21 protein-coding genes and 3 pseudogenes are annotated in these 18,399 nt (G+C 67.8%); 12 read left to right on the top strand and 12 right to left on the bottom strand.

The genetic code is table 11. The annotated features are described in order from the left end of the window. Positions 1 to 119 precede the first annotated feature (119 nt). Both ABDZ81_RS12540 and ABDZ81_RS12535 read left to right on the top strand, forming a co-directional pair. Positions 120 to 1,898: an acyl-CoA carboxylase subunit beta gene (locus ABDZ81_RS12540; protein WP_343774324.1), complete on the top strand. Its 1,779-nt coding sequence runs from the start codon at positions 120 to 122 to the stop codon at positions 1,896 to 1,898. A 236-nt stretch (positions 1,899 to 2,134) separates the two neighbouring features. Next, entirely contained in the window at positions 2,135 to 2,896 is a 762-nt protein-coding gene (locus ABDZ81_RS12535) for an SDR family NAD(P)-dependent oxidoreductase (protein ID WP_343774323.1), read from the top strand. 2 nt (positions 2,897 to 2,898) lie between these two features. Here ABDZ81_RS12535 and ABDZ81_RS12530 read toward each other — a convergent pair whose 3' ends face one another. After that, positions 2,899 to 3,522, bottom strand: a complete 624-nt coding sequence (locus tag ABDZ81_RS12530) for a GNAT family N-acetyltransferase (RefSeq protein ID WP_343774322.1) — start codon at positions 3,520 to 3,522, stop codon at positions 2,899 to 2,901. 395 nt (positions 3,523 to 3,917) lie between these two features. Here ABDZ81_RS12530 and ABDZ81_RS12525 point away from each other — a divergent pair, with 395 nt between their 5' ends. Next, a complete protein-coding gene (locus tag ABDZ81_RS12525) occupies positions 3,918 to 4,385 on the top strand; it encodes a PH domain-containing protein (protein WP_343774333.1) in 468 nt (155 codons plus the stop codon). After that, positions 4,382 to 5,935 (top strand): PH domain-containing protein, encoded by a 1,554-nt coding sequence (locus tag ABDZ81_RS12520; RefSeq protein ID WP_343774321.1) that lies wholly within the window; start codon positions 4,382 to 4,384, stop codon positions 5,933 to 5,935. Before ABDZ81_RS12525 ends, ABDZ81_RS12520 begins: the two co-directional genes overlap by 4 nt. Positions 5,936 to 5,960: 25 nt before the next feature. Here the strand turns inward: ABDZ81_RS12520 and ABDZ81_RS12515 are convergent, their stop codons facing one another. Then, positions 5,961 to 6,122: a hypothetical protein gene (locus ABDZ81_RS12515; RefSeq protein ID WP_343774320.1), complete on the bottom strand. Its 162-nt coding sequence runs from the start codon at positions 6,120 to 6,122 to the stop codon at positions 5,961 to 5,963. Between the two features lie 146 nt (positions 6,123 to 6,268). On the opposite strand from ABDZ81_RS12515, the pseudogene ABDZ81_RS12510 reads away from it, so the two are divergent. Together ABDZ81_RS12510 and ABDZ81_RS12505 are read left to right on the top strand one after the other, a co-directional pair. Beyond that, positions 6,269 to 6,526 (top strand): annotated as a pseudogene (locus ABDZ81_RS12510) (hypothetical protein); the annotation flags it as partial. Positions 6,527 to 6,638: 112 nt separating this feature from the next. Beyond that, positions 6,639 to 7,154, top strand: coding sequence for a DUF6789 family protein (locus ABDZ81_RS12505; RefSeq protein ID WP_343774318.1), 516 nt, complete (start codon positions 6,639 to 6,641; stop codon positions 7,152 to 7,154). A gap of 23 nt (positions 7,155 to 7,177) precedes the next feature. Here the strand turns inward: ABDZ81_RS12505 and ABDZ81_RS12500 are convergent, their stop codons facing one another. The 6 genes from ABDZ81_RS12500 to ABDZ81_RS12475 all read right to left on the bottom strand — a co-directional run bounded on the left by ABDZ81_RS12500 (position 7,178) and on the right by ABDZ81_RS12475 (position 9,786). After that, positions 7,178 to 7,639, bottom strand: a complete 462-nt coding sequence (locus ABDZ81_RS12500) for a nucleoside deaminase (protein ID WP_343774317.1) — start codon at positions 7,637 to 7,639, stop codon at positions 7,178 to 7,180. 201 nt (positions 7,640 to 7,840) lie between these two features. Continuing rightward, the gene (locus ABDZ81_RS12495; RefSeq protein ID WP_343774316.1) at positions 7,841 to 8,125 is read right to left on the bottom strand and encodes a type II toxin-antitoxin system RelE family toxin; all 285 of its coding nucleotides are present in this window, start codon (positions 8,123 to 8,125) and stop codon (positions 7,841 to 7,843) included. Beyond that, complete coding sequence (locus ABDZ81_RS12490) at positions 8,118 to 8,402, bottom strand: ribbon-helix-helix domain-containing protein (RefSeq protein ID WP_343774315.1); 285 nt, start codon at positions 8,400 to 8,402, stop codon at positions 8,118 to 8,120. Before ABDZ81_RS12490 ends, ABDZ81_RS12495 begins: the two co-directional genes overlap by 8 nt. Before the next feature lie 103 nt (positions 8,403 to 8,505). Further along, positions 8,506 to 8,811, bottom strand: a complete 306-nt coding sequence (locus ABDZ81_RS12485) for a chorismate mutase (RefSeq protein ID WP_343774314.1) — start codon at positions 8,809 to 8,811, stop codon at positions 8,506 to 8,508. Next, the gene (locus tag ABDZ81_RS12480) at positions 8,769 to 9,620 is read right to left on the bottom strand and encodes a shikimate kinase (protein ID WP_343774313.1); all 852 of its coding nucleotides are present in this window, start codon (positions 9,618 to 9,620) and stop codon (positions 8,769 to 8,771) included. The genes ABDZ81_RS12485 and ABDZ81_RS12480 overlap by 43 nt, the downstream gene beginning before the upstream one ends. 25 nt (positions 9,621 to 9,645) lie before the next feature. After that, positions 9,646 to 9,786, bottom strand: coding sequence for a hypothetical protein (locus ABDZ81_RS12475; protein WP_343774312.1), 141 nt, complete (start codon positions 9,784 to 9,786; stop codon positions 9,646 to 9,648). Here ABDZ81_RS12475 and ABDZ81_RS12470 point away from each other — a divergent pair. Together ABDZ81_RS12470 and ABDZ81_RS12465 are read left to right on the top strand one after the other, a co-directional pair. Continuing rightward, positions 9,785 to 10,207: pseudogene (locus ABDZ81_RS12470) on the top strand (DUF5796 family protein); the annotation flags it as partial. The gene ABDZ81_RS12475 and the pseudogene ABDZ81_RS12470 sit on opposite strands and share 2 nt — an antisense overlap. A gap of 227 nt (positions 10,208 to 10,434) precedes the next feature. Then, positions 10,435 to 10,683, top strand: coding sequence for a DUF7508 domain-containing protein (locus ABDZ81_RS12465; protein WP_343774311.1), 249 nt, complete (start codon positions 10,435 to 10,437; stop codon positions 10,681 to 10,683). 27 nt (positions 10,684 to 10,710) lie between these two features. On the opposite strand, the gene ABDZ81_RS12460 is transcribed toward ABDZ81_RS12465, so the two are convergent. Continuing rightward, positions 10,711 to 10,845 carry a DUF7128 family protein gene (locus ABDZ81_RS12460; RefSeq protein ID WP_343774310.1) on the bottom strand — a complete coding sequence of 45 codons (135 nt, stop codon included), beginning with the start codon at positions 10,843 to 10,845 and terminating at the stop codon, positions 10,711 to 10,713. A gap of 92 nt (positions 10,846 to 10,937) precedes the next feature. Then, the gene (locus ABDZ81_RS12455; RefSeq protein ID WP_343774309.1) at positions 10,938 to 11,609 is read right to left on the bottom strand and encodes a helix-turn-helix domain-containing protein; all 672 of its coding nucleotides are present in this window, start codon (positions 11,607 to 11,609) and stop codon (positions 10,938 to 10,940) included. Between the two features lie 103 nt (positions 11,610 to 11,712). Between ABDZ81_RS12455 and ABDZ81_RS12450 the strand changes: the two genes are divergently transcribed. Both ABDZ81_RS12450 and ABDZ81_RS12445 read left to right on the top strand, forming a co-directional pair. Beyond that, positions 11,713 to 13,404: an NADH-quinone oxidoreductase subunit D gene (locus tag ABDZ81_RS12450; protein ID WP_343774308.1), complete on the top strand. Its 1,692-nt coding sequence runs from the start codon at positions 11,713 to 11,715 to the stop codon at positions 13,402 to 13,404. A gap of 113 nt (positions 13,405 to 13,517) precedes the next feature. After that, positions 13,518 to 14,012, top strand: coding sequence for a cupin domain-containing protein (locus tag ABDZ81_RS12445; protein WP_343774307.1), 495 nt, complete (start codon positions 13,518 to 13,520; stop codon positions 14,010 to 14,012). Positions 14,013 to 14,025: 13 nt separating this feature from the next. On the opposite strand, the gene merB is transcribed toward ABDZ81_RS12445, so the two are convergent. Continuing rightward, positions 14,026 to 14,733, bottom strand: a complete 708-nt coding sequence (merB, locus tag ABDZ81_RS12440; RefSeq protein WP_343774306.1) for an organomercurial lyase — start codon at positions 14,731 to 14,733, stop codon at positions 14,026 to 14,028. A 65-nt stretch (positions 14,734 to 14,798) separates the two neighbouring features. Between merB and ABDZ81_RS12435 the strand changes: the two genes are divergently transcribed. Continuing rightward, positions 14,799 to 15,209, top strand: coding sequence for a winged helix-turn-helix transcriptional regulator (locus ABDZ81_RS12435; protein WP_343774305.1), 411 nt, complete (start codon positions 14,799 to 14,801; stop codon positions 15,207 to 15,209). A 106-nt stretch (positions 15,210 to 15,315) separates the two neighbouring features. After that, entirely contained in the window at positions 15,316 to 17,541 is a 2,226-nt protein-coding gene (locus tag ABDZ81_RS12430; RefSeq protein ID WP_343774304.1) for an AAA family ATPase, read from the top strand. A 246-nt stretch (positions 17,542 to 17,787) separates the two neighbouring features. Here ABDZ81_RS12430 and ABDZ81_RS12425 read toward each other — a convergent pair. Further along, positions 17,788 to 18,372, bottom strand: a pseudogene (locus ABDZ81_RS12425) (protein sorting system archaetidylserine decarboxylase); the annotation flags it as partial. Between the last annotated feature and the right edge of the window lie 27 nt (positions 18,373 to 18,399).

Here is an 18,399-nt window from a genome sequence, read left to right as displayed (position 1 = left end):
GAAGCAAACACCGCCGAAAATTGGCTCCAGGCGTTCGCCTTCGCATGGAATCAGCTTATCTGAACACTACCTAAGCGACCGGGAAAACTGTTTTATCGGCTCTCCGCGCACACGCTGACGTGAAAGTTCGCATCGGGGCGGACGCGACCGAGGACGAGGCCGCCGCCATCGCCGCGGCGCTGTCGAGCCACGTCGAGGAGTCGGTGGAGGTGTACGTCGGCGACGCCAACTCGCCGTCGGCGACGCGAGCGCCCGACGAGACGGCGAGTTCTGCGGCGGAGGAGCAGGTCGCGGGGAACGGCGCCGTGGACGATCTCGGACCCACCGAGCGCGAGCAGCAACTGCTTCGCGAGATCGAAAACATCGAAGCCGGCGGGCCGGAGAAGTATCGTGACCGGCTCGACGAGCAGGGGAAGCTGTTCGTCCGGGACCGGCTCGACCTCTGGTTCGGCGAAGAGGGGATCGGGTTCGAGGACGGCAAGTTCGCCAACTTCGACGCCTGGCACCCCGACAGTCCGGACGTCGAGGAGTACGATCCCGACGAGAGACTCCCCGCGGACGGGTTACTGACCGGCGCGGCCGAGTTCGAGGATCGGGACGTCCACTTCATGGCCAACGACTTCACCGTCAAAGCCGGCTCGATGGCCCGGCGCGGCGTCGAGAAGTTCCTGCGGATGCAACAGCGAGCGCTGAAGTCGGGCAGGCCAGTCCTCTACCTGATGGACTCCTCGGGCGGGCGGATCGACCAGCAGACCGGCTTCTTCGCCAACCGCGAGGGGATCGGGAAGTACTACTACAACCACTCGATGCTCTCGGGCCGGGTGCCCCAGATCTGCGTGCTGTACGGCCCCTGTATCGCCGGGGCGGCGTACACGCCGGTGTTCGCGGACTTCACCGTGATGGTCGAGGGGATGAGCGCCATGGCGATCGCCAGCCCGCGAATGGTCGAGATGGTCACCGGAGAGAAGATCGACCTCGACGAACTCGGCGGCCCGCGCGTCCACATGGAGGAGTCGGGCAGCGCAGACCTGATCGCCGAGGACGAGGAGCACGCCCGCGAACTGGTCGCCCAGCTGCTGTCCTATCTCCCGGATAACGCCGACGAGCGGCCGCCGAAGCGGGAGACGACGTCCCCCGCGAAGTCCCCGGAGGGGCTGGACGCCGTCGTCCCCGAGCGCCCCAACGAGGGGTACGACGTGAACCGGGTGATCGAGCGACTCGTCGACGGCGACTCCTTCTTCGAACTGCGATCGGGCTACGGCGGCGAGATCGTCACCGGGTTCGCCCGGATCGACGGTCGGCCGATCGGCATCGTCGCCAACCAGCCCGCGAAGCGGGCCGGCGCGATCTTCCCCGACGCCGCCGAGAAGGCCGCGCAGTTCATCTGGACCGCCGACGCGTACAACGTCCCGCTGCTCTACCTCTGTGACACGCCGGGGTTCATGGCGGGCTCGCAGGTCGAGAAGGAAGGCATCCTCGAACAGGGCAAGCGGTTCATCTACGCGACCTCGTCCGCGACGGTGCCCCAGCAGACCGTCGTCACCCGCAAAGCCTACGGCGCCGGCATCTACGCGATGGGCGGACCGGCGTACGACCCCGAGAGCGTGATCGCGCTCCCTTCAGGAGAGATCGGCATCATGGGTCCCGAGGCGGCGATCAACGCCGTCTACGCCAACAAGCTCGCCGAGATCGACGACGAGGACGAGCGCGCGAAGCGCGAAGCCGAACTTCGGAAGGAGTACCGCGAGGACATCGACGTCCACCGCATGGCCAGCGAGGTGGTGATCGACGAGATCGTCCCGCCCAGCGAGCTGCGAGCGGAGTTGGCCGCACGCTTTGCCTTCTACGAGGATGTGGAGAAGGAACTCCCCGACAAGAAGCACGGGACGGTGCTCTGAGGGGAGCGGCGTCGACGCTCACGGCAACGAGCAGGCCGAGATTATAGCGGGCAGGCGGCTAGTATTCTCGCGACGCGGCTTGCCGCACAACCGCCTCGACCGGCGTCGCGTCGGCGTCTCAGCGCACGTGGCGTCGTCGCCGCGTTCCCGCTGATAAATCTGTGGCGGAGAGCGACCGGCTCGGTTTCTTCCACCACCGGTTCAAAGTTTATTGTGCTTCGGCGTGACCACGACGTATGCGACTCGATGGCAAGACGGTGCTGATCACGGGATCGGGAACGGGCATCGGCGAGGCGACGGCGCTGCGGTGCGCCGATTCGGGGGCGACGATCGTCTCGACGGACGTCGACGCCGAGGCGGCCGAGGAAACGGCGGCGTCGATCCGCGAGGACGGTAACGAGGCGACGAGTTACGAGCTCGACGTGACCGATAGCGACCGGTTCCACGAGGTCGTCGACGAGGTCGCCGCGGAGCGCGGGCTGGACGTACTGGTCAACAACGCCGGCATCGGCCACCCGCCGTCGTCGGTCGAGGACACCGACGCGTCGGTGCGGGACTACGTCGTCGACGTGAACATCAACGGGACGTGGAACGGCTGTCACGCCGCGCTGCCGGTGATGAAGGACCGGGGATCGGGGTCGATCATCAACATGGCGTCGGTCGGCGGGATGCTCGGCTTCCCCTACCAGTCGGTGTACGCGCTGACGAAGGCGGCGGTGATCAACTTCACGCGGGCGGTCGCCGCGGAGGCCGGGCCGGCGGGCGTGCGCGCCAACGCCGTCTGCCCCGGCTTCGTCGACACGCAGTTGACGGAAGCATTCTTCGCGGGCCGGGAGGATCCGGAGGCCGCGCGCGAGGAGATGATCGAGGAGTACCCGCTCCGTCGGCTCGGTGAACCGGAGGAAATCGCTGACTGCGTCGCGTTCCTCGCCAGCGACGCCGCCTCGTTCGTCACCGGCCACGCGCTCACGGCCGACGGCGGCTTTTCGAGTTCGTAACCCTAGTCGCCGATCACGCCCGGCCCGCCGCCGGACGCCTCGTACTCCGCCTGCGTGACGCTGTAGCGGTGCTGCGTGACGGGCTCGCCCCCGAACGCGTCGACGTTGCGGAGCTTCCCCTCGTGACGGCCGCCGTGGGCGTCGACGTACTTCTCGATCGCCCGGTGGGACTTCTCGTTGCCGGCCAGGTGCGTGACCTCGACGACGTCCAGGTCGAGCCGGTCGAAGGTCAGTTCCATCATCGCGGCGGCGCGCTCGCCGGAGTAGCCCCGACCCCAGAACCGCTTTCGGAGCCAGGTTCCGAACGTCGCCGTGCGTCGCTCCCAGTCGATCAAGATGGCGGCCGCGCCGGCAATTTCTCCGGCTCCGTCCTCGCCCGCTGCCGGTCGAATCACGTAGTCGATCCCCTCGGCTTCGGCGATCCGCTCCTCGACCGATTCGAGGAATCCGAGCGTCTCGCCGACTGTCTCGTGAGGGTCCCAGGTGAGATACTCGGTGACCTCCTCGATCCCCGGATCGGACGAACAGATCTCGTAGAACTCGAACACGTCGACGTGGTCGGTCGTCAGCGGTTCGAGCACGAGGCGCTCGGTCTCGATCCGATCGGGAAACAGCTCGCCCGGCATGAGTTCTCGATCGCAGGAGAGAAACAAAAAGCTACGGCTCCGCCGTCCGCCGACGGCGGGGATATTTACGCTCGGCACTCCCAGAATCCGACATGAGCGGCAACGAACCGTCGGAGACGTCGTCGAGCGGCCGGAACGACGAGGCGTCGAGCGGCCGAGGCGAGGAGACGCCGACCGGCCGGGGCGAGGAGACGACGAGCGACGACGACGATTCGGCGGCGTCGTCCGGCGAATCGACGCCACAGTCGGGTGCGGAGAGCGACGAGTCCTCGGCGAGTCAGGACGACACTGCCGGTTCGGCGATCGATTCGGACGTCCACGCCGACGCCGACCCGAGGGACTCGATCGTGCCGGACGAGCGAGTCCCCGACGACGTGACGGCGTCTGATCTGACCATCGAGCCGCGGGGCCTAGACTCCCGGGTTCGGATCGTCTGGGTGCTCCAGGGACTGATTTCGGCCGTAATACTCTCGGTGATCGTCGCCGCGATCGCCTCGTTTTTCGTCGACGGCGCCGGCTGGATCGGAGCCGCGACGTTCGCGGTCGTCGGGACGCTCGTCGTGATCCACTCGATCCTGCGCTACCGGATCTGGACCTACGAGGTCCGCGAGGACGCGCTGTACCTCGAACGCGGCGTCCTGACGCGCGTGCGGACGGTCGTCCCCTACGTCCGGATCCAGCACGTCGACGCCAGCCGCGGCCCCGTCGAGCGGTCGCTGGGGCTCGCGTCCTCGGTAGTCTACACCGCGGGGACGCGGGGCGCCGACGTGACGATCCCCGGCCTGACGTCCGAGCGGGCCGACGACCTCCAGGAGCGGCTCAAGCAGCTGGCGATCCTCGCGGACGGTGACGACGCGGTATGACGACGCTGCATCCGCTGTCGATCCCCTACCGGGCCGCCCAGCGCGTCTGGCAGTTCGCGGGCTTTCTGGTCATCTTCGCGTTCTCCGGGACGCTGTTCGCGGGCGGCGGACTGGAAGGCCTCGCAGTCGGCGGACTCGTCGCGGCCAGTCTCGTCGCGGCCGTCGTCTGGGAGGTGCTGTACTACCAGCGCTTCGAGTACGACCTGACCGAGACGACGTTCGATCTCCGGTCGGGCGTCCTTTCGACGCGCGATCGGGAGATCCCCTATCGGCGCGTCCAGAACGTCTCGATCAGCCGGAACGTCGTCCAGCGCGTGCTCGGCATCGCCGAGGTGACTCTCGAAACCGCGGGCGGGAGTTCGGCGGAAGCCCAGCTCCGGTACGTCGACGTCGAGGAAGCCGACCGGCTGCAGAACGAGATCGGACGCCGGAAGCGCCGCGTCGCCCGGTCCGAGTCGGACGAGGCCGACCGGGACGCGGCCTCCGGCGACGAGCGCGACGCCGAAACCGAGGAGACCGAGCAGCTGTTCGCGATCTCGGATCGCGAGCTGACGATGCTGGGGCTGGTGTCGATCGACCTGCGCCTGCTGCCGATGCTGACGGTGCTGGCGCCGCTGTTCGGACCGGCGGTCGCCGAGCAGGTGGTACTGGCCGGTCCGATGTTCGTCGTCGCGCCGCTGGCGGCGATCGCGATCTACGCGCTGACCGCGCTGGCCAGCGGCGTCCTCGCGGTGACGAACTACTACGACTTTACGCTCGTGCGGACCGGCGACGAACTCAGGTACGATCGCGGACTGCTCCAGCGCTACAGCGGGACGATCCCGCTCTCGAAGGTCCAGACGGTGTCGCTGGCCGAGAACCTCCTCCAGCGAGTCGTGGGCTACGCGTCGCTGTCGATCGAGACGGCGGGCTCCTCGCCGGGGCAGGCCGGCGGATCCCAGTCGGCGGTCCCGCTGGCCAAGCGAGAGCGGGTGATCGACCTCGCCCAGTCGGTCGAGCGGTTCGGCGATCCGTCGTTCGAGCGTCCTCCGAAGCGCGCCCGGATCCGGTACGTCGCCCGGTACAGCATCGTCCTCGCGGTGCTGGTCGGCGCGGCGTTCCTGGCCGATCGCGCGACGGCGACGCAGCTGTACTGGTACGCGCTGCTGGGGGCCGTACCGCTGATCCCGGTCGCCGCCCATCTCAAGTGGCGCAACCTCGGCTACGCGCTGTGCGAGGACCACGTCGTGACCCGTTCGGGCTTCTGGAACCGGACGACGACCGTCGTGCCGTACTACCGCGTCCAGACGGTACTGGACAGCCAGACGATCTTCCAGCGCCGGCGCGACCTGGCGACGCTGACGATCGACACGGCCGGATCGCGGAGCCTGACGGGGCAGGATGCACAGGCGATCGACATCGACGTCGGTCTCGCCGCTGAACTGCGCGAGGAGATCGCCTCCCGACTCCAGGATTCGCTGGCCGAACGGACGCCCGCGGAGGACCGGCTGTTCGACGTCGACGCCGCGCCCGACGCGAGGTTCGACGGGACGCCGTCGCCCGGCGAGTGACTGTCCGGTCGGTCGAACGCCTCTCCTACCGACCCCACTCGTAGACCCACCAACTCGCGCCGAGCAACAGCAGCCCGGCGCCGAGCGCCGACGTCGCGGGCTCGGGGATGATGAACAGCACGAAGCCGACGAGGATCAGTATGCCAGGCTCGATCTGATCGAGGACCCCCGGTGATGTCAGATCCATACGAGAACTGTCGAGGGGCTACGCAAAATGGCTGGGTGCACAACAGCGGTCTCGGAGTCGTCGAGCGAGCGCGAGCGCTCCGGATCCGAAGTGCACCTACATACCGTGGCCGCGAACTCTTTTCCGAGGGTGACCGACAACCGAGCATGATCGGCGCCTACACGATCGGGAAGAAGGCGGTGAAGTTCGGCTACAAGCGCTACGGCGTCCCCGGCGCGGTGGCGACCGGCGGCGCCGCGCTGGTCGGCTACGTCGCGATCAAGCGCGCGCTCAAGTCGTCCGCGAACGAGGAAAACGTCGATTCGGCGAGCGACGCCGGGACGATCGAGTCGGCGGTCGACGAGAAGGGGCTGGGCGCGGTCACGGACACGGGAACGCTGAACGAGGCCGTCGACGAGACCGACGAGATGAGCGGCGACGGCGGTGCGGGCGGCGATCGTTGAACCGCGGCCTTCGGCCGCGGATCGCAGAACCATTGTGATTTATCGTGATGGAGTGCAAATCTGAGATACGCCCATGAGATCGGAACAGTCGAACGTCGGGTCGGTATCAGCCGGCGAGACCGCACAGTCGGCGGAGGTGCCCATCACGCTCCGCCTGATCGGCATCGCGATGGTGAGCGGGTTCGTAGGGATGGTGGCGCTGCTCCCGGTGCTGGTGGGGATCCCCGCGCTGTTGGACCTGTTCAGCACCGAACCGATCGTCGAGTTCGCGTCGTTCGGATCGTTCCTCGGACTCGAACCGAGCCTGGAAGTCGGCGTCGCGATGTTCGTGATGGGCGGTACGCTGTTCCTGCCGGTCCAGTTTCTCGTCGTCGGAGCCTACCTCCCGCCGGAGGAACCCCGGTACGCCCGCGGCGTGACCTACGCGCTGATCTACTGGATCGCGTTCGTGATGGTGTTCCTGCCGAACGCCGACGCGATCGCAGTCGGGGTGTTCCTGGTCGTCTCGGTGCTCTACCACATCTTCTACGGGCTCGCGCTGGCTTACCTGATCGACAGGTGGGCAGAGATTCCCCAGCACGCCGTCTGAACGGATCGGTGGGAGCCGCCCTCTCACCAGTCGAACTCCTCGTGGATCGCGCGTCCCTCCTCGTTCAGTAGCGGGCCGGTGACGTCGGTCTCGTCGAGAATCGCCGGCGCTCGGACGGCCGGATCGCCGCCGGTAAAATCGACGATCTCGTCGCCGCCGACGCTGTAAACGATGCGATCGAGGCCGACTCCCCGGAGCCCGCCGGCGCACATCGGACACGGTTCCGTGCTCGTGTACATGACCGTTCGAGCGCGTTCTTCGGGCGAGTACTCGCGGTGGGCCTCGCGGGCGAGGTCGAGTTCCGGGTGGCGGCGCAGGTCCGACTCGGTCACGACGCGGTTCGACGCCGCCGCGACGACCTCGTTTTCGCGCACGAGCACCGATCCGAACGGCTCGTCGCCGCGGTCGGCCGCCTCGCGCGCGAGATCGAACGCCCGGCGCATGTGCCGTTCGTGATCGAACGTGTCGATGTCTGAGTCGCTCATCGCTGTCCGTACTGTCGGCTACAGACTATTGAAGCGTGCCATCGACCTACCTGTCCTCCCGGCGAGCTCGACGTAGGCACGACCGTCGAGAACGGCTCGTCCGAGAACTGGTTCTCAGCGCGACTCCCGCTGCTCCGCTTTGTTCAGGTCTCGAACTGACGTTACAGATTTCGTCTATTTTTCGAGTTTCTGATGCAGTTCTCAGTCGTCGTCGGCTGTATACGCTCCATCACGACGCTTAATTCGAGCGACGACCATTCGGTGCTCGTCACGGCGAAAAGTGACCGCAAGACGGAATTCGCCGATACGCACCTTACGTCGTGAGCTATTCTGGAGGGGCTCACCATAGTCTGGTGGGTCACGCCAGGGAGAATCAACGATTTCGTCCAGTTTGTCGATGACGCGCTGCTGTTCGTTCGAATTAAGCGTGGTAAGATCGTCCTGCGCTTTCGATGCGAGTTCCCACGTCCACTCGTCGTCACTCATCCGTCCCGTCAGTACCGAATCGTTCGCGTGCTTCTTCGGCACTCATCGTTCGTTGTTCGCGAACGTCCTCTTCGGCCTGGAGGAGTGCAAGGAGTTCGTCACGGTCGAACGTGGGATGTTCGATGGCATCGCGTAGGGTGTATCGAATAAATTCGCTTCGGCTGTTGAACCCTCGTCCCTGCCACGTGTCTTCAATTTCGTCGAGAAACGACCGTGTGACTTTGAAGTTCACCGTGACGATTTCGTCGTCGCCGTTGTTTGTGGCCGCTTCAGACATACGTCTGTATTACCCACGTGTTACCGTAGGTGTTTCGCCGTCCGAATGCTGAAGCTATTGATAAGAAGAAACAGCGATAGATACGCGAAATCCGAGTTTTTTACTACCGGCTCTCCCGCTGCTCCGCTTTGTTCAGTTCGATCAGCAGCCGGAAGATCGCCTTCACGAGATTGCGGTCGACGTCGAACTGGTCGGCGTTCTCGCCGGCGCGTTCCATCACCGCCGCCTCCTGGGATTCGTCGGTCGTCGGCAGACCCCGATCCTCCTTGACCTGCGCGATCGTGTCGGCGACGTACGTCCGTCGCGCGATCAGCTCGACGATCTCCTGATCGATGTCCCGGATCTCCTCGCGGAGCTCCTCTAAGCTCATCTCGTCCGCGCGCCCCTGGATTGTGTCGTCGTTAGCCATGTTGTGCCACGCCTGTTGTCCCATCTCTCCCGTACTCCTTGGAGTGCCTTTCGGTCGCCCACAGCCACGACGCTCGGACCGGTGCCCGACAGCGAGACGCCCGCCACGTCGGGCAGCGCCTCGACCGCCGGCCCCGTCGGGAACTCCATCGCGGCGCTGAACGCGAACCCGTTGACCGTCATCGCGAGGCCGTAGCGACCATCGAGCGCGAGTTCGGCGACGAGCTCGGCGATCGGCGCGATCCGCTTGCAGCGCTCGACGTCGGCGTCGGCGCTGAACGCCTGCTCGGGCGGCGTGTAGACGAGCACGTCCCAGTCGACCGATTCGCGGGCCAGCAGCTCGTCGCGGTCGTTGTCGGTGACGGTGACGCCCCCGAGCATCGACGCCGACGCGTCGTCGAACGCTCCGGTGACGGTGACGCCGACGTCGCGAGCCGCCTCGACGCCCAGCAGGCACGCCTCCTCGCGGTCGATCTCCTCGGCGACGTCCAGCGCGTCGAGCGTCGCGAGTACGGTGGCGTTCGCCGCCGCGCTCGAACTCTTGAGTCCCGACGCCATCGGCACCTCGCTCTCGGTGCGCACGGTGCCGCCCTGCCCGTCGCCGTGGCGGTCGGTCGCGAGTTCGACGCAGCGCTCGATCAGGCGCGTGTCGGCGTCCGGCGCGCCGTCGATTTCCCCCTCGACGCCGGGCTCGTCCGCGAGGGTCACTTCGGCCGTCGTGTACGCGTCGATCGCGAACGCCGAGCCCTTGCCGCAGGCCAGCGCGTTCAGCACGGTCCCCGCCGCGGGGGCCTCCGCTCGTCCGTTCATACCCCTACTCGCCGAAGCGAGCTATTTACCGCTGGCGGTCGGCGAGCGCGGCGGGCGCCCGGCGGATCGCGGCGGCCGGCAGCCGCTCTGCGGGGCGAGCGCGGCGGCAGTCGCTCCCGGCGCCGAACGCGGCGCTTTTCCCGTCCCCGTTCGAATTCGACGACATGAGCGCGCGCAACACGGTCGCTCCATCGACGATCGGGGTGGAGCTCTCGGAGGACGGCATCGCCGTCGAGTATCTCGACGGGCGGGAGGTGTTCTACCACGGCCCGCCGAAAAAAGCCGAGCAGACGGTCAAGACGCCGCCGGGCAAGCTGGTCCAGATCCTCGTCACCGATCCCGAGGGGACCGAAGGCGTGCTGATGTACGTCAACGACCGCAACACGCACGACGACATCCTGGAGACGACGGGCGTCGGCCGCGTGTTCGTCGAACCAGGCGAGGAGGAGGAGCTGTTCCCCGGCGTCACCGCCCGCGCCGACGGCCACTCGATCGTCGTCGACGCCGATCCGGAGGTCGCGCGCGGCCGAGTGTTCGTGTTCGCCGAGGACGAACTCTCCGAGGACGCCTACGAGATCGTCGGCGAGGACGCCGTCGACGACACCGAAACGGCGGCCGAGGACGCCGAAACGGGGACCGACGATGCCGGCGACGCGGCGTCCAACGAGTACGACGCCGCCGCGGCGTCGGCCGACAGAGATCTCGCAGGGGTCCCCGACGACGCCGATGACAGCGAAACCGCGGCCGACGATGGCGACGCCGAAGACGACCAGTCGGACGGCTGGATCGACTCGGAGTACGTCGAGGACGAGTGATGCCGCTCCGAAAACAGTGGCGCGACCTCGACCGGTCGACGGTCCGCGACGCGCCGAACCGCTACGGCGTCGCGGAGTTCGGCGACGCCGACGGCCAGGCGATCGCCGTCGACTCCGGGATGCTGCGTGACGTCCTCAAGAGCGCGCTGTCCTACCGGGATACCCCGAAAGTGCGATGGGAGGCGACCCAGACGAAAGAGCAGGCAGCGGAGCTGGCCGACGAACACCGCGAGCGGCTGGCGGAGTAGCCGCTCCGGCGTCGACCGACCACAGGGCTACTGCAGGTACGAGGGCTCCTCGGCGTCGCAGTGCTCTTCGTGCTTGTTCGCGTCGTCCTCGTCGTCGAACAGCAGGCCGCACTCCTCGCACTCGTACCAGGTGATCTCGTCGCGCTCGGTCTGAACGACCATGACACATATTCGAACCGCTGCGCGTAAAATCGTTACCCCGCGCCGGGTGTCGATCGTCGACGTCTCGACGCCGGTGCCGGTCGTCGTCGCTACTACATCGGCACGTCCGGTCGATCGCCCGCGACGGCGTCCATCACGACCGACTCGGCCTTCCGGAGATGTTCTGCGGCGGTACCGGGCGAACACGACAGCGCCGCGGCGACGTCCTCGACGGTCCCCTCCCGGGGCGACTCGTAGTACCCGCACTCGACCGCGACGCGAACCGCCTCGCGCTGGCGGTCGGTCAGGCCGCCGCCGCGGTCGAACGGCTGTCCCCTGTACCGACCGATTTCGAGCACGTCGACGTCGATCGGCTCCGGAACGGCGTCGACGGCGTCCTGCACCGCCGCCGGCTCGCCGGCCAGCGAGAACTCCGCGCGGCCGTCCTCGCGGTAGGTGATCGGCGGGACGACCAGCAGGCCGTCGCGGTCCAGCGCGGTCGCGAGTTCGAGGTCGCGTTCGGGGAGCGCCTCGCGGACGTAGAGGTAAAAGCCGCGCTCGGCGGTCGCGACGTGGTAGGAGCGGACCGAGTCGACGGCGTCCAGCGCGTCGACGTACGGGTCGGGATCGCCCTCGACGCGGAACACCGTCGAGATCGTGCCGTCGACCGAGACGCTCCACGAGAGCTGGCGAGACGCGCCGTGCTCGTCGCTCTCGACGACGAACTGGTGCATCGGGTGGCGCCGCTCCGGCGGCAGCGCCAGCGCGATCCTGACGTACCTCACGGGCGTCTCATCGGGTTGGGTTTTAAAATAACCTCGCGTTTGAGGCAGTAAGACGAACGTGTATCGCCGCGAAGATGAGCGTATCGACGAGCGTGATCCGAAGATGAGTCTCGAACGCGACGCCACTCCGGCCGCGGCGGACCGGCGGAGCGTCGACTACGACGCACTCGAATCGCTGCTGGGCGAGCACGTCCTCGCCCGCGAGACGCACATCAACGCCGAGGGGTTCGTGATCCGATCGGACGAGGTGCAGGCGGTGCTCTCGACGCTCAAAGACGAGGCGGGCTTCGACCACCTCGCCTGCGCGACGGCCCAACAGTACGGGGACCGATTCGAGACGATCTACCACCTCCGGAGCTACGACGACCCCACCAGAGAGGTCAGCGTGGTCGTCCCGACGCCGACGGACGAGCCGGTCAGCGAGAGCGCAACGCCGGTGTTCCGAACCGCGGAGTGGCACGAGCGGGAGGCGTACGACCTCTTCGGGATCGAGTACGACGACCACCCCGACCTCCGTCGGATCCTCCTGCCCGAAACCTGGCAGGGTCACCCGCTGCGCGAGGACTACGCGCAGGACCGGCCCCAGCTGGTCGCCTACCGCGAGAACGCCAATCCGCTGGAGGAGGATCGCCGCGTCGAGGGCGTGAGTGACGACGGCCCGGAGGGGACCGAGACGATGCTGCTCAACATCGGTCCCCACCACCCCGCGACCCACGGCGTCATGCACCTCGAAACCGTGCTCGACGGCGAGCAGGTGGTCGACGTCGAGCCGGACATCGGCTACATTCACCGCTGCGAGGAGCAGATGTGCCAGCAAGGCACCTACCGCCACCAGATCATGCCCTACCCCGACCGGTGGGACTGGGGCGGGGCGGGCCTCTGCAACGAGTGGGCGTACGCTCGCGTCGCCGAGGACCTCGCGGATCTGGAGGTCCCCGAGTACGCCCAGATCATCCGGACGATGAGCGCCGAGCTGAGCCGAATGCTCAGTCACCTGCTGGCGACCGGCGCGTACGCGCTGGACGTCGTCGGCGACTTCACGGCGACGTTCATGTACGCGATCCGGGACCGCGAGGTGGTCCAGAACATCCTCGAGGATCTGACGGGCCAGCGCCTGATGTTCAACTACTTCCGGCTCGGCGGCGTGGCGTGGGACCTGCCCGAGCCCCGCGAGGAGTTCTTCGAGAAGATCCGCGAGTTCCTCGACGAGCTGCCCCGGCGCATGGAGGAGTATCACACCCTGCTCTCGAACAACGAGATCCTCCAGGCGAGAGCCGTCGACACAGGCTATCTCGACCCCGAGATCGCGAAGGACTACGGCGTCACCGGACCAGTCGCCCGCGGGTCGGGAGTCGACTACGACCTCCGGCGCGACGACCCGTACGGCTACTACGACGAGCTCGACTGGGACGTCGTCGTCCGCGAGGGGTGTGATAACTACGCCCGGCTGCTCGTCCGGCTGGACGAGATCGCCGAGTCGGCCAAGATCGTCGAGCAGTGCGTCGACCTGCTCGAAGACTGGCCCGAAGACGACCGCGAGATCCAGAGCAACGTTCCGCGGACGATCAAGCCCGACCCCGACACCGAGATCTACCGGGCCGTCGAGGCCGCGAAGGGCGAGCTCGGCATCTACATCCGATCGGACGGGACCGACAAGCCCGCGCGGTTCAAGATCCGCGGCCCCTCGTTCTCGAATCTCCAGTCGCTCCCGGAGTTCGGCACCGGCGGCTACGTCGCGGACCTGATCGCCTCGCTGGGTAGTCTGGATACGATAATGGGCGAAGTCGATCGGTAAGCTCACGACTACCCCTGCAGCGAAGTCGATCGGTCAGCGAACAACTACCCTGCGCCGAGGTCGGCCGATCCGCCGGCGCCAACGTTTTTATTCTCTGACGAACCACAGAATCTATGCCCAAAGTGAACGAGTCCGACCTCGACTGGGACGCGCTCGAACGCGGCGAGGCGAAGTTCAGACGCAAGCGCCTCGCCGACGCGGCGGGCGGCGACGACCTCGGTTGCAGCCTGTACGAACTCCCGCCGGGAAAGAAATCGTGGCCGTACCACTACCACACCGCCAACGAAGAGGCGATCTACGTGCTCGAAGGCGAGGGGCAACTGCGCCGGGCCGACGACGCGACGTCGCTGGAACCGGGCGACTACGTCGCGCTACCGACAGGCGAGGACGGCGCCCACAGGATCATCAACGACTCGGACGCTACGCTCCGATACCTGGCGGTCTCGACGATGGAGACGCCCGAGGTGCTCGTGTACCCCGACTCCGGCAAGGTCGGCGTGATGGACGGCGCACCCCCCGGCGGCACCGGTGAGCGCACCCTCGAGGGGTACTTTCGAGAGGACGACGCCGTCGACTACTGGGACGGGGAGCGCGGCGACGCGGAGTAGCTCGCTTTCGGCGTCACTCCGCGGCGTCGAGTCGCCGCGCGATCCCCACCGCGACGCCGACGGCCGTCTCGGCGTCGAGCGACATCGTCGCGATCCCGTCCCGCTCCGCGTCCCACCGCTCGTAGGCGGCTTCGTCGCGGAACGCGTGGCCGTAGGGACACAGCAGCTCGTAGGTGTCCTCGAACGTCAGCTCGGACGCCGAACCCGTATCGTCGTCTTCGGCATCGATGCCGAGCGAGACGACTGCCGTCTCCGGGTCGACTGATATCTCGGAGGGGCTGACCCGGAACTCGATCGTCGCGTCCGAGACCGGACTTTCGGAGCGGACGGTGCCGGCCGTCCCGTCGATGAACGGCACCGCGAGCGGATCGAGCACGCAGATGTACTCCGCGGCGGCGGCGTCGGTGCCGGGGACGGCTGCGCCGCCGTCGAGTTCGACCTCGTGCCGGGCGTCGTCGACGGCGCACATGTCGTCCGCGGTCACCGTTTCTCCGGCGGCGCGGTAGGCCGCCAGCACGCCGTCGAGCCACTCCGCGATCGTCGCCGGCGGGGCGTCGAGATCGTACGCGCCTTCCATCGCCGCTCCGACGTCGTCGGGGATCGGCGTCGCCATCGCGTCCTCGACCGGAACCGGCGGATCGGCCGTCGGCGCTCGCCCCGGGTCGGTATCGTCGATAGCGATTCTGTCACTGCAGCACTCGCAACGGTTACTGTCTGCCATACGCCTTCACTTTGAATACCGAAGTTATTATACTGTGAAGTCCAAAGTAACGGAGTAGAACCACCATGGCACAGGAACGCGACGATCGCAAAGCTTCGACCGAGAGCGATCAAGCGGAGGGGTTTCCGGCGCGGGGACCGGCGACCGGCGACTCGGTGTTCGGCGACGGCGAAGACTGCCTCTGTCCGGCGACCGGAACGATCGAAACGCTCGGGCGAAAGTACGCGCTGCAGGTGTTCTGCGCGGTCGGGGCGCTCGACCCGGCGCGGTTCGGAGATCTCGAATCGGCGATTCCCGACGCAAGCACGTCGACGCTCTCGGATCGGCTGGACGAGCTCGAAGCCGAGGAACTGATCGCGCGCGAGCAGTACGACGAGATTCCCCCGCGCGTGGAGTACGAACTCACCGACGAAGGTCGCGAACTCGGCGAGCGCCTGACGCCGCTGGTCGAGTGGCTGCGGGGGCGCGAGGAGTAGGATCGACGCCGTCCCGTCGGCGTCGGCAATCCGAGGGCGTCAGCGACCCGCGGGCGCCGGACGGCGAGGGGAATCCTTCAAGGCCGACGGGGGGCAAAACTGGGCCATGAGCGAGCACAAGGGCGGCGGGATCTCGCTGACCGTCAAGGGCGCCCAGAAGCGCGACGCCGGGCGCGGGGTCGCGCGGCTCTCCGATCCGGCGCGGAACGAGCTGGGCGTGCTCAGCGGCGACACCGTCGTGATCGAGGGCGAGCGCGTCACCGCGACGAAGGTGTGGCCCGCCGGCGACGACGTGCCCGACGACGCCGTGCTGATCGACGCCGACACGCGGGCCAACGCGGGCGTCAGCATCGGCGACACCGTCTCGGTCCGGCACGGATCGCTGGAGGAGGCGGTGTCGGTGACGCTGTCGCCGCCGGCGTCGCTGGCCGACGTCGACGAAAACGTGATCCAGCGGGTCGCGACGAAGACGCTCCACGACAGGCCGGTCAGCGAGGGCGAGCAGGTTCGACTGGAGCAGATCGCCGACCAGCCCTTCACCGTCGAGTCGACCACGCCCCACGAGCCGGTTCGCGTGACCAACCACACGGTCGTAAACGTCGAGAGCGACGCGACGGACGGAAACGGCGGCGCGGGCGTATCGGCGTCCAGCGACGGGACGTGGTCGAACGGCGAGTCGTCAGGCGACGCTGCATCCGGGAGCGGAACGAGCGACGCCGCCGACGCCGCGACGACGGCGCCCACCGCGGTCAGCTACGAGGACATCGGCGGCCTCGACGACGAGTTAGAGCAGGTCCGCGAGATGATCGAACTGCCGCTCGATCAACCGGATCTGTTCCGGCGGCTCGGCGTCAACCCGCCGAAGGGCGTCCTGCTGTACGGCCCGCCCGGCACGGGCAAGACGCTGATCGCCAAGGCCGTCGCCAACGAGGTCGACGCCCAGTTCATCAACGTCTCCGGCCCGGAGATCATGTCGAAGTACAAGGGCGAAAGCGAGGAGCGGATCCGCGAGATCTTCGAGACCGCCGCCGAAAACGCGCCGACGATCATCTTCTTCGACGAGATCGACTCGATCGCCGGCGAGCGCGACGACGCCGGCGACGTCGAGAACCGCGTCGTCGCCCAGCTCCTGAGCCTGATGGACGGACTGGACTCGCGGGGCGACGTGATCGTGATCGGCGCGACCAACCGCGTCGACGCGATCGACCCGGCGCTGCGCCGTGGCGGCCGCTTCGACCGCGAGATCGAGATCGGCGTCCCCGGCGTCGAGGGGCGCCGCGAGATCTTCCAGGTCCACACCCGCGGGATGCCGCTGGCCGAGGACGTCTCGGTCGACCGGCTGGCCGAGCGCACCCACGGGTTCGTCGGCGCCGACGTCGACGCGCTGGTCTCCGAGGCGGCGATGCTCGCGCTCCGGCGGATCCGCGGCGAGGCCGACGATCTCGCGGAGGCCGAACTGGAGGTCACGAAAGCCGACTTCGAGAGCGCGATGGCCGCGATCGACCCCTCCGCGATGCGCGAGTTCGTCGCCGAGACGCCCGACGTCGGCTACGACGACGTGGGCGGGCTCGAAGACGCCAAGCAGACCCTCCGCGAGGCCGTCGAGTGGCCGCTGGCCTACGAGCGGCTATTTTCGGAGACCAACACCGAGCCGCCCAACGGCGTCCTGCTGTACGGACCCCCCGGCACCGGCAAGACGCTGCTGGCCCGCGCGCTGGCCGGCGAGAGCGAGGTGAACTTCGTCCACGTCAACGGCCCCGAACTGCTCGATCGCTACGTCGGCGAGTCCGAGAAGGCCGTCCGCGAGGTGTTCGAGCGCGCCCGCACGTCGGCGCCGTCGATCGTCTTCTTCGACGAGATCGACGCCATCGCCGCCCAGCGCGAGGACAGCCACGAGGTGACCGAGCGGGTCGTCTCCCAGCTCCTGACCGAACTCGACGGGCTCGTCGAGAACCCGAACCTGGTCGTACTCGCCGCGACGAACCGCAAGGGCGCCATCGACCCCGCCCTGCTCCGGCCCGGCCGCCTCGACACGCACGTCGAGGTGCCCGAACCCGACGAGGAGGGCCGCCGCGCGATCGTCGAGGTCCACGGCCGCGGGAAACCGTTCGCCGACGACGTCGATCTCGACGAGCTCGCCGACGAGCTGGAGGGGTACACCGGCGCCGATCTGGAGGCGGTCGTCCGCGAGGCGTCGATGCTGGCGATCCGCGAGATGGCCGAAAAGTTGGGGCCCGAGGAGGCCGACGAGCGCGCCGACGAGATCGAGATCGGCGCCGACCACTTCGAGCGCGCGATCGAGAGCGTCGAGCCGACGCTCGCGGGGTACTGACGCGGACGCTCGACGGCAACCGTTTTCTGCCGGCTACTCCCGCTCGTCGACCATCCCGATTCCCGTGCGTTCCGAGGCGTCGAGCCTGCTCTCGTCACTCTCTTCCGAGTCGGTCGTGGCCGCCCGGTCGTCGACGACGCCGTGTGCCTCAGTTTCGGCGTCTCCGGCGTCGGCGTCCGCCGCTTCGGCGTCCTCGGCGTCTGCCCGCTCCGCGGCCTCGGCATCTTCGGCCAGCTCGAAGCCGCCGCGACGCGCGAGCACCGTCTCGCCGGCGGTGACTTTCTCGCCGCGATCGACGGCCAGATCCTCGCGGTCGAACTCCGGCGGCAGCAGGACGTCCGCGCGGCTGCCGAAGGAGATGTGGCCGATCCGGTCGCCCCGCTCGACCGCGTCGCCCTCCTCGACGTAGGGGTGGATGCGCTGGGCGAACGCGCCGGCGATCAGCGCGACCTCGTGGTCCTCGAACTCGATCCGGACGCGCTCGTTGCGGTCGGACGATTTGCTGAAGGCCGGGCGGTGTGCACCGGGAACGTGCTCGACGGCCTCGACCGTGCCGCCCAGGGGCGCCCGGTTGACGTGGACGTCCCAGACGTTCATGAACACGCCCAGGCGGACGCGGTCGTCCTCCTCGCGGATGACGGAGACTTTCCCGTCGGCGGGCGCGGCGACGCCGGAGATCGGCGCCGTCCGCTCGGGGTCGCGGTAGAAGAACAGCACGGCGCCGCCGAGGGCAAGCAGGACGATCGTCGCACCGGGCGTGATGAACAGCGCGGGAAACGCCCCCAGCAGCGGGAACAGCGCGTACTTCCAGGCCCCGGGCGCGAAATTCATACGGTAACGTACGGGAACCTGAAGTAA

This window comes from Natronoarchaeum mannanilyticum (assembly GCF_039522665.1).
In the GTDB taxonomy this organism is placed as follows: Archaea; Halobacteriota; Halobacteria; order Halobacteriales; family Natronoarchaeaceae; genus Natronoarchaeum; species Natronoarchaeum mannanilyticum.
The sequence above is the reverse complement of the archived record's forward strand: the minus strand, read 5'-3'. Positions and strand labels throughout refer to the sequence as shown.